The organism is Xanthobacter dioxanivorans (assembly GCF_016807805.1).
GTDB lineage: Bacteria > Pseudomonadota > Alphaproteobacteria > Rhizobiales > Xanthobacteraceae > Xanthobacter > Xanthobacter dioxanivorans.
Map to the genome: position 1 here is coordinate 4,023,401 of NZ_CP063362.1, position 14,410 is coordinate 4,037,810.

Annotated in this window: 15 protein-coding genes; 12 read left to right on the plus strand and 3 right to left on the minus strand. The window is 69.0% G+C overall.

Annotated elements, in window-relative coordinates:
* Positions 1–2: 2 nt before the first annotated feature.
* The 11 genes from EZH22_RS18750 (at position 3) to EZH22_RS18800 (ending at position 10,008) form a co-directional block, all read left to right on the plus strand.
* Positions 3–1,106: an ABC transporter ATP-binding protein gene (locus tag EZH22_RS18750; RefSeq protein WP_231711038.1), complete on the plus strand. Its 1,104-nt coding sequence runs from the start codon at positions 3–5 to the stop codon at positions 1,104–1,106.
* 72 nt (positions 1,107–1,178) lie between these two features.
* Positions 1,179–1,415 (plus strand): twin-arginine translocase TatA/TatE family subunit, encoded by a 237-nt coding sequence (locus tag EZH22_RS18755; RefSeq protein WP_203192013.1) that lies wholly within the window; start codon positions 1,179–1,181, stop codon positions 1,413–1,415.
* Between the two features lie 77 nt (positions 1,416–1,492).
* Entirely contained in the window at positions 1,493–1,993 is a 501-nt protein-coding gene (tatB, locus tag EZH22_RS18760) for a Sec-independent protein translocase protein TatB (protein ID WP_203192014.1), read from the plus strand.
* Positions 1,993–2,802, plus strand: a complete 810-nt coding sequence (gene tatC, locus EZH22_RS18765; protein WP_203192015.1) for a twin-arginine translocase subunit TatC — start codon at positions 1,993–1,995, stop codon at positions 2,800–2,802. The genes tatB and tatC overlap by 1 nt, the downstream gene beginning before the upstream one ends.
* Positions 2,803–3,003: 201 nt before the next feature.
* Complete coding sequence (gene serS, locus EZH22_RS18770; RefSeq protein WP_203192016.1) at positions 3,004–4,434, plus strand: serine--tRNA ligase; 1,431 nt, start codon at positions 3,004–3,006, stop codon at positions 4,432–4,434.
* A gap of 170 nt (positions 4,435–4,604) precedes the next feature.
* On the plus strand, positions 4,605–5,372 hold the full coding sequence (gene surE, locus EZH22_RS18775) for a 5'/3'-nucleotidase SurE (RefSeq protein ID WP_203192017.1): 768 nt from the start codon (positions 4,605–4,607) through the stop codon (positions 5,370–5,372).
* 231 nt (positions 5,373–5,603) lie between these two features.
* Positions 5,604–5,951: a preprotein translocase subunit YajC gene (yajC, locus tag EZH22_RS18780; protein ID WP_203192018.1), complete on the plus strand. Its 348-nt coding sequence runs from the start codon at positions 5,604–5,606 to the stop codon at positions 5,949–5,951.
* 38 nt (positions 5,952–5,989) lie between these two features.
* On the plus strand, positions 5,990–7,597 hold the full coding sequence (gene secD, locus EZH22_RS18785) for a protein translocase subunit SecD (RefSeq protein WP_203192019.1): 1,608 nt from the start codon (positions 5,990–5,992) through the stop codon (positions 7,595–7,597).
* Positions 7,598–7,610: 13 nt separating this feature from the next.
* The gene (gene secF, locus EZH22_RS18790) at positions 7,611–8,633 is read left to right on the plus strand and encodes a protein translocase subunit SecF (RefSeq protein WP_231711039.1); all 1,023 of its coding nucleotides are present in this window, start codon (positions 7,611–7,613) and stop codon (positions 8,631–8,633) included.
* Positions 8,634–8,676: 43 nt separating this feature from the next.
* Positions 8,677–9,063, plus strand: a complete 387-nt coding sequence (locus EZH22_RS18795) for an Mth938-like domain-containing protein (protein ID WP_231711040.1) — start codon at positions 8,677–8,679, stop codon at positions 9,061–9,063.
* A 36-nt stretch (positions 9,064–9,099) separates the two neighbouring features.
* Positions 9,100–10,008 carry a phytoene/squalene synthase family protein gene (locus EZH22_RS18800; RefSeq protein WP_408647739.1) on the plus strand — a complete coding sequence of 303 codons (909 nt, stop codon included), beginning with the start codon at positions 9,100–9,102 and terminating at the stop codon, positions 10,006–10,008.
* A 218-nt stretch (positions 10,009–10,226) separates the two neighbouring features.
* Here the strand turns inward: EZH22_RS18800 and EZH22_RS18805 are convergent, their stop codons facing one another.
* The 3 genes from EZH22_RS18805 to EZH22_RS18815 all read right to left on the minus strand — a co-directional run bounded on the left by EZH22_RS18805 (position 10,227) and on the right by EZH22_RS18815 (position 13,220).
* Positions 10,227–11,330, minus strand: coding sequence for a serine/threonine protein kinase (locus tag EZH22_RS18805; RefSeq protein ID WP_203192021.1), 1,104 nt, complete (start codon positions 11,328–11,330; stop codon positions 10,227–10,229).
* A 9-nt stretch (positions 11,331–11,339) separates the two neighbouring features.
* Positions 11,340–12,827: a methylenetetrahydrofolate--tRNA-(uracil(54)-C(5))-methyltransferase (FADH(2)-oxidizing) TrmFO gene (gene trmFO / locus EZH22_RS18810; protein WP_333473607.1), complete on the minus strand. Its 1,488-nt coding sequence runs from the start codon at positions 12,825–12,827 to the stop codon at positions 11,340–11,342.
* A 231-nt stretch (positions 12,828–13,058) separates the two neighbouring features.
* Entirely contained in the window at positions 13,059–13,220 is a 162-nt protein-coding gene (locus tag EZH22_RS18815; protein ID WP_203192022.1) for a DUF1127 domain-containing protein, read from the minus strand.
* Between the two features lie 288 nt (positions 13,221–13,508).
* Between EZH22_RS18815 and EZH22_RS18820 the strand changes: the two genes are divergently transcribed.
* Entirely contained in the window at positions 13,509–14,204 is a 696-nt protein-coding gene (locus EZH22_RS18820; RefSeq protein ID WP_203192023.1) for an FkbM family methyltransferase, read from the plus strand.
* The last annotated feature ends 206 nt before the right edge of the window (positions 14,205–14,410 follow it).

Genomic DNA, 14,410 nt, shown 5'->3' on the forward strand with positions numbered 1-14,410 from the left:
GCGTGCTGGTCGAGGATATCCAGGAGGCACCCGTGCGCAGCCGCACTCCCGCCGCCATCGCCAAGGGCCTCACCTTCGAGGCGGTGGAGCTCGCCTATGGCGGCGTGCCGGCGGTGCGTGGCGTCAACCTGCCGGTCAAGCCGGGCGAGGTCCTGTGCCTGCTCGGCCAGTCGGGCTGCGGCAAGACCTCACTGCTGCGCCTCGCCGCCGGCATCGAGCGGCCGGATCGCGGGCGCATCCTCATCGACGGGCAGGTGGTGGCGGGGGAGGGGGTGTTCCTGCCGCCGGAGCGGCGGGGCGTGGGCCTCGTGTTCCAGGACTATGCCCTGTTTCCCCACCTCACCAACCTGGAGAACGTCATGTTCGGCCTCGGCGGCCTGAAGCGCGCCGATGCCGAGCGCGAGGCGCGGCTCGCGCTCTCCCGCGTGGACCTGGCGGAGGTGGCCGACGCCTATCCGCACGAATTGTCCGGCGGGCAGCAGCAGCGCATCGCGCTCGCCCGCGCCATGGCGCCGCGGCCGGGCATCCTGCTGCTGGACGAGCCCTTTTCCGGCCTCGACGCCCGCCTGCGCGACCAGGTGCGCGCCGACACCCTGGCCGTGCTGCGCGAGGCGCAGGCCACGGCGGTCGTCGTCACCCACGATCCGGAAGAGGCCATGCGGCTCGCCGACCGCATCGCCCTGCTGCGCCGGGGCGAGCTGGTGCAGCTCGGGCCGCCGGCGGAGCTCTATCGCCGCCCGGTGGACCTCGGCGCCGCCCGGTTCTTCTGCGAGCTCAACGAGATGGAGGGATTCGCGCTGGCCGGGACGGTGGAGACTCCCCTCGGCCTGCTCCCGGCGCCGGCGGGGGTGGCGGACGGGGCGGTGAGCGTGGCGATCCGCCCGCAGGGCATCCGGCTCGGCCCGTCGACCGGCCCCGGCGTGGCCGGCCGCGTGCTGGAGCGGCGCTTTCTGGGCGAGCTCGATCTCGTGGAAGTGATCGTGGACGGGCTGGAGCGGCCCCTCGTCGTCCGCACGCGGGATGCTGGAACGCTGAGGAAGGGCGATGAGGTGCGGGTGGGGACCGATCCCGGCGAGGTTCTTGTTTTCGCCGCGAGCGGGGCCTAGTGTCGCCGTCCGACATGCCCGGACATCGGGCGAAGAAGCTTCCGGAAGAAGCTTTCCTTGGAGGACGATTAAATGGGTTCGTTGAGCATCTGGCACTGGATCGTAGTGCTGGCCGTGGTGCTCCTCCTGTTCGGTCGCGGCAAGATCTCCGATCTCATGGGCGACGTGGCGAAGGGCATCAAGTCCTTCAAGAAGGGCTTGGCGGAGGACGACGAGCCGGCCAAGACGCCTGCCGCTCCGCCGGAGGCGCCGCGCCCCCTTTCGAGCCAGACGACCAGCGCCGCCGAGGCCGAGAAGAAGCCCGTCTGACGACGGGCTCCCCTTAAACCGGTCACCCCTTAAACCCTTGAGGAGGGCGGCGGCACGGCCGCCGGGTTCAGGCGCGCATGTTCGATATCGGCTGGTCCGAGCTGATGCTGATCGGCATCGTGGCGCTGATCGTCATTGGCCCAAAGGAGCTGCCTTCGGTGCTGCGCACCGTGGGCCGCACCGTCACGAAGCTGCGCCGCATGGCCGGCGAGTTCCAGGGCCAGTTCCAGGAGGCGCTGCGCGAGGCGGACCTTGCCGACATGCGCAAGGAAATCTCGGACGTGACCGACACCGCCCGCTCGTCCATGTCCACCCTCGCCACCTCCGAGATGTTCGATCCGCTGCGCTCCATCCGCGAGGAGATCCGCAGCACGGTGGAGGGCGGCAATCCCAAGCCTGAGACCCCCGTGGCGCCCGATGTTCCCGCCGCGCCGGAGGCGGACGACCCCTTCCGCGCCATGCGCGAGGAGATTCGCCGCGGGGTGGAGACGGCGGCGCCCGCCGCGCCGATTCCGGCCGTCCCGGCCGCTGACGAAGCCATTCCCGCCCCCGCCGCCACCGAGACCAAGAGCGCGTGATGAGCGACGAGGACGACATCGACGCCTCCAAGGCCCCGCTGATCGAGCACCTGATCGAGCTGCGCTCGCGGCTCATCAAGTCGATGATCGCGTTCCTCGCGGCCTTCTTCATCTGCTTCATGTTCGCCAAGCAGATCTACAACATCCTGCTCTGGCCCTACGAGTTCGCCTCCGGCTTCGCGCCGGGGATCAAGCTCATCTACACGGCGCCGCAGGAATTCCTGTTCACCCAGATCAAGCTCGGCATGTTCGGGGCGGCGTTCATCTCCTTCCCGGTGGTGGCGACGCAGATCTACATGTTCGTGGCGCCGGGGCTGTACAAGCACGAGAAGAACGCGTTCCGGCCCTATCTGGTGGCCACGCCCATCTGCTTCCTCATCGGCGCAGCCTTCGTCTATTTCGTCGCCATGCCGCTGGCCATGACCTACTTCCTCGGCATGCAGCAGGTGGGCGGCGACGGGAAGGCGGAGATCTCGCTGCTGCCGCGGGTTTCTGAATACCTGTCCCTCATCACCACGCTGATCCTCGCCTTCGGCATCTGCTTCCAGCTGCCGGTGATCCTGACCCTGCTCGGGCGCATCGGCATCGTGACGCAGGACATGCTGAAGAAGGCGCGCCGCTACGCCATCGTCGGGGTGTTCGTGCTGGCGGCGGTGCTGACCCCGCCGGACGTGATCAGCCAGCTCTCCCTTGCCCTGCCGACGCTGCTTCTCTACGAGGTGTCCGTCTATCTGGTGGGCATCGTCGAGAAGCGGCGGATGGCGGAAGAGGCGGCGCGCAACGCGGCCGACGCCTCCACGGCCAACTGACTCAGGGCGGGACCCTCCGGATTTCTGGAATTATTCGGGCGCGCGGTTTCTTCTCCCGCCCGTCATCCCCCGGCGTGTCCGGGGGATCCACGCCGCCCCGTGCACCGGCGCAAACGGCTGGGTGGATGCCCCGGACACGCCGGGGCATGACGATGGCGAGAGGCAGGGGCCGTCCGTCCCATTCATGCGGCGGAGCTTGCCATGCACGACATCAAATGGATCCGGGACGAGCCTCAGGGGCTCATCGACGCGCTGGTGCGGCGCGGCGGCGGGTCCGATGAGGCGCGGTCGGCGGCGGTCGAGCTGGTCGAGGGCCTGAAGAGGCTCGACGAGGCGCGCCGGGCCACCCTCACCGACCTCGAAGCCCGGCTCGCCCGGCGCAACGCCGCGTCCAAGGAAATCGGCCAGGCCAAGGCGAAGAAGGACGAGGCCACCGCCGCCGCCCTCATGGCCGAGGTGGCCGAGCTGAAGGAGAAGGTGCCGGCCCTCGAAGCGGAGGTGAAGCGCATCGAGACCGAGCTGAACGATGCCCTCGCCGCCATCCCAAACGCGCCGCTGCCGGAGGTGCCGCAGGGCGCGGACGAGCACGACAATGTGGAGAAGAGCCGCTTCGGCACCCCGCGCACCTATGCCTTCGCCCCGAAGCAGCATTTCGAGGTGGGCGAAGCCCTCGGCCAGATGGATTTCGAGACCGCCGCCAAGCTCTCCGGCGCCCGCTTCGTGGTGAACAAGGGGCCTTTGGCGCGGCTGGAGCGGGCGCTGGGTCAGTTCTTCCTCGATGTGCATACGGGCGAGCATGGGTACATGGAGGTCAACCCGCCGTTGTTGGTGCGGGATGAGGCCATGTTCGGGACGGCGCAGTTGCCGAAGTTTAGGGATGATCAGTTTCGCGTTGTACCGGGCACGCTGGAAGCTTCTTTGGGGACGGAAACTGTCGCTCTTATGGATTCGGCAGGTGGAAAAATCGATGTAACCTCCGCAGCCGGTGAAAATGCTGAAATCGCCGAACGCTTCCGGAATGGTTGGTGGCTCATCCCCACCGCCGAAGTCCCCCTCACCAACCTCGTCCGCGAGAGCATCCTCTCCGAGGAAGAACTGCCCCTGCGCCTCACCGCCTGCACCCCCTGCTTCCGCGCCGAAGCCGGCGCGGCGGGGCGGGATACGCGCGGCATGATCCGCCAGCACCAGTTCACCAAGGTGGAGCTGGTCTCCATCACCACGCCGGAGAAGTCCGCCGAGGAGCACGAGCGCATGCTCGCCTGCGCCGAGTCGGTGCTCAAGAAGCTGGACCTCGCCTATCGCGTGGTCACCCTGTGCACCGGCGACATGGGGTTTGCCTCGCAGAAGACCTACGACATCGAGGTCTGGCTGCCGGGGCAGGGGGCGTTCCGGGAAATCTCCTCCTGCTCGGTGTGCGGCGACTTCCAGGCGCGGCGCATGAATGCCCGCTACCGCCCGGCGGAAGGAAAAGGCCCGCGCTTCGTGCACACGCTCAACGGCTCGGGCGTGGCGGTGGGCCGGGCGCTGGTGGCGGTGCTGGAGACCTACCAGCAGGAGAACGGCTCCGTCACGGTGCCGGAGGCATTGCTGCCCTATATGGGCGGGCTGAAGACCATCGAGAAGCTGAAGTAGGGGGGGCTCCCTCTCCCCTTGCGGGAGAGGGTCGGGGTGAGGGGTGGCACCGGTCGGGGAAACGGGCGCCGGCACGGCCCTGGAACCCCTCACCCGTCTCGCGGCTGCGCCGCGATCCACCCTCTCCCGCAAGGGGAGAGGGGCACCAAAACGTTTACGGATAAGGTCCCATGCGCATCCTGGTCACCAACGACGACGGCATCCACGCCCCCGGCCTCGAAGCCTGCATCACCATTGCGCGCAGCTTCACCGACGACGTGTGGATCGTGGCCCCTGAATTCGACCAGTCCGGCGTCGCCCATTCGCTGTCCCTGTCCGATCCGCTGCGGCTGCGGCAGATCGAGGAGCGGCGCTATGCGGTGAAGGGCACGCCCACCGACTGCGTCATCATGGCGGTGCGGCACATCCTCGCCGACAGCCCGCCGGACCTGGTGCTCTCCGGCGTCAATCGCGGGCAGAACATCGCCGAGGACGTGAGCTATTCGGGCACCGTGGCCGGCGCCATCGAGGGCACCATCCTCGGCATCCCCTCCATTGCCCTGTCGCAGGCGTTCGGGATCAAGACGCGGGAGAACCCAAACTTCCACACCGCCGAGGCCCATGCGCCCAGGATCATCCGCATGCTGCTGGACGACGGCATTCCGCCCGGCATCGTCATGAACGTGAACTTCCCGGACCGGGGGCCGGACGAGATCACCGGCATCGCCTCCACCTTCCAGGGCAAGCGCGACCAGCGCCTCATGCGCATCGACGAGCGTCGCGACGGGCGCAACCAGCCCTATTACTGGATCGCCTTCGAGCGCCGCATCTTCGACACCGCGCCGGGCTCGGACCTGCGGGCGCTGGACGAGGGGCGCATCTCCGTCACCCCGCTGCGCCTCGACATGACCGACGAGCCGCAGATGACGAAGCTGGCCCTGCTGTTCGACGGCAAGTGAACGCAAGAGGTGAACGCAGGAGGTGAACGCAAGCCGGCGCCGCCGGGCGCGGCATCACCCGGATGCCCTTGCGGAAGAGGGCTTTGGCGACGGCGGGCGCCGTTCGCCTTCAACAGGTCCGTGATCGACCCGGCCCGGCGTTTGCATTCGACGGGACGGCCGCTATAGTCCCGCCGCTTCGCCGGACTGCGGTTCGGCAGGGATTCCCAACACAGACGAACGAGGACGCAAATGTTCATTACGCCCGCTTTCGCTCAAGGCGCCACGGGAGCCGGCGGCGGGACCGACATGCTCATTCAGCTTGCCCCGTTCCTGCTCATCTTCGTGGTCATGTACTTCCTCATCCTGCGGCCGCAGCAGAAGCGCGCCAAGGCCCACCAGGAAATGGTGACCGCCCTGCGCCGCGGCGACGTGATCGTCACGGCCGGCGGCCTCGTGGGCAAGGTGACCCGCGTGGTGGACGAGGCCGAGATCGAGCTGCAGATCGCCGACAACGTCCGCGTGCGCCAACTGCGCTCGCAGATCGCCACCGTCCGCGCCAAGGGTGAGCCGGCCAAGGACGAAGCCCCCGCGGCCTGAGCCAGCGGCCTGATTCCGACAAGAGACACGCGCGCGACATGCTGCACTTCTCCCGCCTCAAGACCACGGCGATTCTCGTCACCATCGCCATAGGGCTCCTGTTCGCGCTTCCCAACGTCCTGCCCCAGAGCGTGCTGGCGCACCTGCCCTCGTGGCTGGCGTCCAGCCGCGTCACGCTGGGGCTCGACCTCCAGGGCGGTTCGCACATCCTGCTCGAGGTGGACGGCACGGCGCTGCGCAAGGAGCGCACCGAGCAGGTGCGCGACGACGTGCGCCGCGTGCTGCGCGACCAGAAGATCGGCTATTCCAACCTCGTGGTGCGCGACACCAGCGTGAGCCTGCGCCTGCGCGACCCCACCGAGACCCAGAAGGCGGTCACCGAGCTGCGCAAGCTCGCCACCCCGGTCACCAACGCCTTGTTCGGCAATTCCTCGGGCGAGATGGACATCGCCGTCTCCTCGTCCTCGGAGGGGGCCGTCACCGTCCAGCTCACCGAGGCGGGGCTCACCGCGCGCATGCGCTCGGCGGTGGACCAGTCCATCGAGATCATCCGCCGCCGTATCGACCAGCTCGGCACGGTGGAACCCAACATCCAGCGCCAGGGCCTCGACCGCATCCTGGTGCAGGTGCCGGGCCTGCAGGACCCGCAGCGCCTCAAGAACCTGCTCGGCCAGACCGCCAAGCTCTCGTTCCGCATGGTGGACATGTCCATGTCGCCGCAGCAGGCGCTGGAAGGCCGCCCGCCGCCGGAATCGGACGTGCTGCAGGGCCAGGACGGCCAGCCCTATCTGGTCGAGAAGCAGGTGCGCGTCTCCGGCGAGGACCTGGTGGACGCCCAGGCGGGCTTCGACCAGACCACCCGCGAACCCATCGTCACCTTCCGCTTCAATTCCAACGGCGCCAAGCGCTTCGCCGCGGTCTCGCAGGAGGCGGTGGGCCGGCCCTTCGCCATCGTGCTCGACAACCAGGTGATCTCGGCGCCGGTGATCCGCGAGCCCATCCTCGGCGGCTCCGGGCAGATCTCCGGCTCGTTCAGCGTGCAGCAGGCCAACGACCTCGCCATCCTCCTGCGCGCCGGCGCCCTGCCGGCCCCGCTCAAGGTGGTGGAGGAACGCACCGTCGGCCCGAGCCTCGGCGCCGATTCCATCCATGCCGGCAAGGTGGCCGCCTACGTGGCCACCGGCCTCGTGGCGGTGTTCATGCTCGCGGTCTACGGCCTGTTCGGCCTGTTCGCGCTGGTGGCGCTGGCCGTGCATATCATGCTCATGTTCGCCCTGCAGTCGGTGCTGGGGGCGACGCTGACCCTGCCGGGCATCGCCGGCGTCGTGCTCACCATCGGCATGGCGGTTGATTCCAACGTCGTCATCTTCGAGCGCATGCGCGACGAGGCGCGGGAAGGCCGGTCTGCCATCTCGGCCATCGACAAGGGCTTCGTGAACGCCCTCGGCACCATCCTCGACGCCAACATCACCTCGCTTGCCACGGCGGTCATCCTGTTCCTCATGGGCGGGTCGGGCCCGGTGCGCGGCTTCGCCGTCACCTACATCCTCGGCCTTCTGACCACCATGTTCACCGCCTACACCCTGACGCGGCTCATGATCGCCTATTGGGTGAAGTGGCGGCGGCCGGCGAAGCTGCCCATCTGAAGGTCCGCCGCACATGCCTTTGATCGACTACATCCCGGCGCAGACCAACATCCACTTCATGCGCCTGCGCCACTGGACGTTCCCGTTCTCGGCGGCGCTGTCCATTGTCGCCGTGCTCCTGTTCGCCATCTACGGCTTCAATCTGGGCATCGATTTCCGCGGCGGCACGCTCATCGAGGCGCAGACCAGCCAGCAGGTGGCCGACGTGGGCGCCCTGCGCGAGCACCTCACGGACCTCGACGTGGGCGACGTGCAGATCCAGGAGTTCGGCTCACCGCGCGACGTGCTGATCCGCATCGGCGCGTTCGGCAGCACCGACGAGGCCCAGCAGGCGATCCTTGCCAAGGTGAGGGACGTGCTCGGCACCGAATACACCATCCGCCGCGTGGAGACGGTGGGTCCCAGCGTTTCCGGCGAGCTGGTGCGCCAGTCCATCCTCGCCCTCGTGCTCGGCGCGGTGGCGGTTCTGGCCTATCTGTGGTTCCGCTTCGAGTGGCAGTTCGCGGTGGGCGCCATCGTGACGACGATGCACGACATCTTCGTCACGCTGATGATCTATTCGGCGTTCGGGATCGACTTCGACCTCACCTCCATCGCCGCCATCCTCACCATCATGGGCTATTCGCTCAACGACACGGTGGTCGTGTACGACCGCATCCGCGAGATGCTGCGCCGCTACAAGAAAATGCCGCTGCCCGAGCTGCTCGACGTGGCGGTGAACGCCACCTTCTCGCGCACCATCATCGTCTCCACCACCACCTTCTTCGCCACCCTCGCCCTGTATTTCTTCGGCGGCGAGGTGCTGCGCGGCTTCTCGCTGGCGATGACGGTGGGCGTGGTGATCGGCACCTATTCCACCATCTTCGTGGCGGCGCCCATCCTCATCCATCTCGGCCTGCGCGCCTCGGTGGTGGCGGCCGATGCCGAGGCGGATGGCGCTGCAGCCAAGGCGCTGCCTGCCAAGGCCGAGGCCGCGAAGGCCGAGCCGGGCAAGGCGTCGCCGTCGGGTGGGCCGTCCAAGCCGGCCAAGGCCTGAGGCGGTGGCGCGGGCGCCCGGCGATCCTTCGCCTCCGCGTGACTTGTCTCCGCGCGATTTGCCCCTGCGCCAGTTCCTGCCCCGTCAGGTCGCCATCGACGGCTATGGCGACCAGTTCTTCCATTTCGCCGGCATGTCCCATGCCGGCTCCATCCTGGCGCTGCCGTCCGGTATCCGCGCCTGGGCTCCGGCCGCCATGGCGCAGGTCGATGCGGGCGCCCTCGCGCCCATCCTCGCCGAGGCTGCGGCGTTCGAGCTGCTGTTCATCGGCACGGGGGCCGACCCGGCGCATCTCAGGGAGCCGCTGAAGCAACTCCTGCGCGGCAAGGGCCTGCGCTTCGAGCTGATGCCCACACCGGCTGCCGCCGCCACCTACAACGTGCTGCTCGCCGAGGGCCGCCGGGTGGGCGCGGCCCTCATTGCCGTCTGACGGCGGGCGGAGGAGGCCCCCATGTCCCCGGCCCCCATGTCCCCGCCCCCCATGTCCCCGGATGCGCCCCCCGATGCGCTCATCGCCGCCGCCTATGCCTATTGCGCCGAACAGGTGCGGGCACAGGACCGCGACCGTTTCCTCGCCGCGCTTTTCGCGCCCGAGGAGCTGAGGCGCCATCTCCTTGCCCTCTACGCCTTCAGCCTCGACGTGGCGCGGGTGCGCGAGGTGGTGCGCGAGCCGCTCCCCGGCGAGGTGCGCCTCGCCTGGTGGCGGGAGGTGATCGAGGGGCAGGGGAGGGGCGCCGTGGAAGGCCACCCCATCGCCGCGGCGCTGCTGGACACCGCTGACCGCTTCGCCCTGCCGCGCGCGAGCCTGGTCGCCCTCGTGGATGCGCGCATATTCGACCTCTACGATGATCCCATGCCGTCAGTGGCGGACCTGGAAGGCTATGCGGGGGAGACAGCCTCCGCTTTGCTGCAGCTCTCGGCGCTGGTGCTTTCCCCGGCCGCGGCTGCGGCGACAGGTGACCTGTCCGGCCATGGGGGCGTGGCGCTGGCCATGACCGGGCTCCTGCGCGCCTTCCCCATCCACGCGGCGCGCGGGCAGTGCTATTTGCCGCTCGATCTCCTCGCGCGGCACGGCATCGGGCGGGATGACGCGGTGTCCGGCACCGTGACGCCACAGCTCCAGGCCGCCCTCGCGGATTGGCGAGCGCAGGCGGCGCGGCACCTCGCGGCGGCGCGGGACGCAGCCGTAAAGCTTGGCCCGGCTGATGCCGTCGCGGCGCCCTATCTGCCGCTGGCGCTGGTCGCGGGCGACCTCAAGGCGCTGGCGCGGGTGAAGGACCCGTTTCGGCAGGTGGGCGGGCTTTCGCCATTCCGGCGCCAGTTCGCCCTCTGGCGCGCGGCACGCCGGGCGGCGTCCGGGCGGGTGTGGTTCTGAGGGGGCTCGTGCGCCGGGCGACTGGAGCAGTGACGAAAAGGGAGCGGTGCCCCGGCATGAAGACCCTGCCGAAGGGGCTCGGAAGGGCGCTTGCGGGTCTCAGCAGCACGGAGCCAGAGCCTGTTTCGCAGACCTCTCCGCCGGGTCCCGGCTCTGCGCGCCGGCTTCTGCCGTCGGTGAGGCTCCTCCGTCGATGGCCCCGGGCGCGGTCGCGCGTCTCACGCTGCCGGGCGGGTGATCCGGTCCGTCAGGTTCAGCCGACCCCGCGCGATCTCCGCCACCAGCAGCCGGACGGGCTCCGATCCCGCCAGCTCGTCCAGCATCTCGATCTGGTTGCGGGCGACGAGCAGCAGCAGGTCGTCCCGTACTGCGCCGTCTGGACCGTGGGGCAGGGCCTCCACCAGCTGGAGCCGGTCGAGATGCGGCCGGTCGGGCAAAGCGGCGGCGAGATGCGCGCGCAGCGCCTCCTCCGTCACCGTCCCGCGCGGGGCGACGAACGCGTAGAGGCCCACCTTGCCGCCCAGGGTCTGGAAGTCGGCCATGTGCACCTCGGCCACCGCCGGATGGGTGGCGAGGGCCGCCGCGATGCGCGGCGCCACCTGGGTGACCCTGGGGCCGCGCCCCTCGGTATCTGAATACGACATGAGGCGGCGCGTGACGAAGCGGTAGAGCTTCTTGCCCGTTGCCATCCATACCCGGGTGGGCAGGCTCTTGGTCGCCAGCATCTTCTTCTCGCGGGCGGTGAGCGCCTGCGGGCAGTATGTGCGCTTGTGCTTCAGGAGGTGCCGCAGGTCCTCATAGGCCAGCACCCGCCCCATCTTCCAGCGCCGGCTGATGGGCAGGGCCAGCTGGAAATCCATGAGCCAGGCTTCGCCGTCCGCCCCGCGCAGCCAGTTCTGCTGCTTGGCGAGGTCGTTGTGCACATATCCGGCGGCATGCAGCGTATGCAGCGCCGCCTTGGCGGAGCGGAAGAAATGGAGGTCGCCGGCGGGCCGGGCGATCTGCAAAGGCACGCCCTCCACCCAGCCGCGCACCAGGAAGCGGTCGCCCACGGCGAGGAGCGGGGTCGTCACCCCGGTGCGGGTGACACGCTCCAGCGCCTTGATCTCGAAGGCGGCGAGGCGCCGGGCCAGAGGCGCCAGCCACGGCGAGACCTCGTTCCAGCGCCGGCGCACGGCTGGCCACGCGCGCCCGCGCGCATCCGTCCAGGTGCCGCGCTCGACGGTTGAGAACACGTCGCGCTTCAGCACCGTATCGACGGCGAAACGGGCCGGGTCGGCACGGTATTCCACGGGCGGCGGCGAGCTGGACATGCGCGGCATGAGCGCCTCCTAAGCCGCCCGGGCCGGCGTGTCGAGCCACGCCGCCATGTGGGCGAGCGCCCGGACGGCGAGGGCCTTCTTCTTGGCCAGCGTCTTCTCGGCGCCGCGCAGGCGCTTGCCGGGCTCGCCGCGCGGGGCCTCCTCCAGCGGCGGGAAGAGGCCGAAATTGATGTTCATGGGCTGGAAGGAGCGCGCCGCGCTCTCCTCCTGCGCCTCCACATGGCCGCCGGTGATGTGGGCGAGCAGCGCCCCGTGCGCCGTGGTGGGCGGCGGCGGCACCACCGCTTCGCCGAGCCGCTCGGCCGCCGCGAAGCGTCCCGCCATGAGCCCCACCGCCGCGCTTTCCACATAGCCCTCGCAGCCGGTGATCTGGCCGGCGAAGCGCAGCCGCGGATCCGCCTTCAGCTGCAGCGTTGCGTCCAGCAGGCGGGGCGAGTTGAGATAGGTGTTGCGGTGGAGGCCGCCGAGGCGCGCGAACTCGGCATTCTCCAGCCCCGGAATGGCGCGGAACACGCGTGCCTGCTCGCCATGGCGCAGCTTCGTCTGGAAGCCCACCATGTTGTAGAGCGTGCCGAGCTTGTTGTCCTGGCGCAGCTGGACGATGGCATAGGCCTTGACGTCCGGGGCGTGGGGATTGGTGAGGCCCACCGGCTTCATGGGGCCGAAGCGCAGGGTCTCGCGGCCGCGCTCGGCCATCACCTCGATGGGCAGGCAGCCGTCGAAATAGGGCGTCTTCGCCTCGAAGTCGCGCATGGGCGCCTTCTCGCCGGCGATGAGGGCATCCACGAAGGCGTGGTACTGGGCTTCGTCCAGAGGGCAGTTGATATAGTCCGCCCCGGTGCCACCGGGCCCGGGCTTGTCGTAGCGCGACTGGAACCACGCCTTGCCCATGTCGATGCTGTCGAAATGCACGATGGGGGCGATGGCGTCGAAGAAGGCGAGCGCGCTCTCGCCGGTGCGCGCCAGAATGGCCTCCGCCAGCGCGGCGGAGGTGAGGGGGCCGGTGGCGAGGATCACCTTGTCCCAGTCGGCGGGGGGCAGGTCGGTGACCTCCTCGCGGCGGATCTCGATGAGGGGGTGATCTTCCAGCGCCTGCGTCACCGCGCGCGAGAAGCCCTCGCGGTCCACGGCGAGGGCGCCGCCGGCGGGCACCTGATTGAGGTCGGCGCAACGCAGGATGAGCGAGCCGGCCTGCCGCATTTCGGCATGCAGGACGCCCACCGCATTGGCCTGCGCGTCGTCGGAGCGGAAGGAGTTGGAGCAGACGAGCTCGGCGAGGCCATCGGTGAGATGGGCTTCGGTGGTGCGCTGCGGACGCATTTCATGCAGCACCACGGGCACGCCCCGCGCCGCGATCTGCCAGGCCGCCTCGGACCCGGCGAGGCCGCCGCCGACCACATGCACCGCCGGACCCCCGGTCACGGGCGCGAGAGCCTGGACGTCGGCAGTTCGGGCCAGGTCGATCTGGACCGGCGCGCGCGTGGCTTCACCCGGCATTCGTCCTCCTTGCTCCCGCGGGGTGGCCAATTGCCTCCCCGTTCCGGGATGGGATGGAGGGTGTGCCACAGCCGGGCGTCCGGCTTCAACCCTCCGAGCCGCGCCAAGCCGCGCAATCCGGGCCGGGCGTGGGCCGAGAACGCATTGCCCCATAAACGAAAATGGCCCCTGGGGGGCCATTCTCACGCGCCGGCGGAAATCCGCCAGCCGTTCATTCTTTGTCGTTGGCGGTCAGCCGGCGACGGATGCGTGCCGCGCTACGGCGCGGATCTCGCCACGGGTCACATTGATGTCCGCGAGGCTGCGATCGTCGAGCTGGGACAGCTCAGCCACGGTGCGATTGTAGACCTGCCACCGGCGGAACTGCCGCGCCAGGAAACCCCAGAGCAACATGATTTCTCTCCACTCATTCGCAGGATGCATCTGCACCACGCGATTCTCGTAACGATACATAGCGCGTCATGCTGCAATGCCATAGAATGGCGATCGCATTGCAGCATTGCGCCTCGCGCATGATCCGGGTTGCCGCACGCTGCGTGCGGTGACGCTATGTAATACAACTAAGCAACGTTTCTTGTAGTCACTCCTTCGAGCGCGTGCGATGAAGCGCTTATCTTCATATCCACGATGTTGAAGCGCTTGCTGTCAGCGGAGATGGGACGAGACCTGAGGGATTTGCTCATGTCTATGCTTAACGGCGTCGGACAGATGACGGATACGGTGACGTCCGGGCATGAAGAACAAAGCCTCGTCGCCAGTTTTTTTGCCGGCAAAGTCGGTTATTTCGTCGAAGTGGGCGCTTACGATCCGGTTTACCAGAGCCAGACCTACCACCTGGAGTTGGGTGGCTGGGATGGGCTGCTGATCGAGCCGCTGCCGGACCTTGCGGACAATCTGCGCAGAAGCCGCCGGGCGCAGGTGCGGCAATGTGCCTGCGTGGCGCCGCAGCAAGCGGCGGCGGGGCACATCGCGCTGCTGGAGCGCCGCGGCAACAGCACCGTGCGCTTCGATCCCCGGAAGGTGACGGATGAGCTGGTGATCGACGTGCCTGCGTCCACGCTGGATTGCGTGCTGGAAGACGCCGGCATCGAACGGCTGGATTACCTGTCGGTGGACGTCGAAGGGGCCGAGCCGGACGTGCTGCGCGGGCTGGACCTGTCCCGCTATCGACCGAAGCTCATCCTGGTGGACGACCTGACGCGCTTCGGGGAGACAACGAGCCTGCTGAGGCGTGGCGGCTACCGGCTGGTGCGCCGCACCGGGCACAATGCCTGGTTCGTGCCTCGGGAAGAACGCTTCCCGCTCGGCCTGGACGGCCGGCTGCAGCTCGCATGGACCTACGGAATCGGACGGATGCTGCGGCGCATCCGCCGCTGACCCACACGCCATCGCCTCGCTCTCCGCAGGCTGGCCTGCCTCTCGATCCTGTCGCCACACGCTCTGTCGCCCCACTGCCCGGGAGCCGCGTGCTTGCCGCGTCCGCATCCTTGCGCGGCACGCGCCCGGCTGCGCCCCGGTCACGCGAGAGGCGATGCCCGGATGACGATGCCCGTCAGAGGATGCCCGCCGCCTCTATCCGGCGG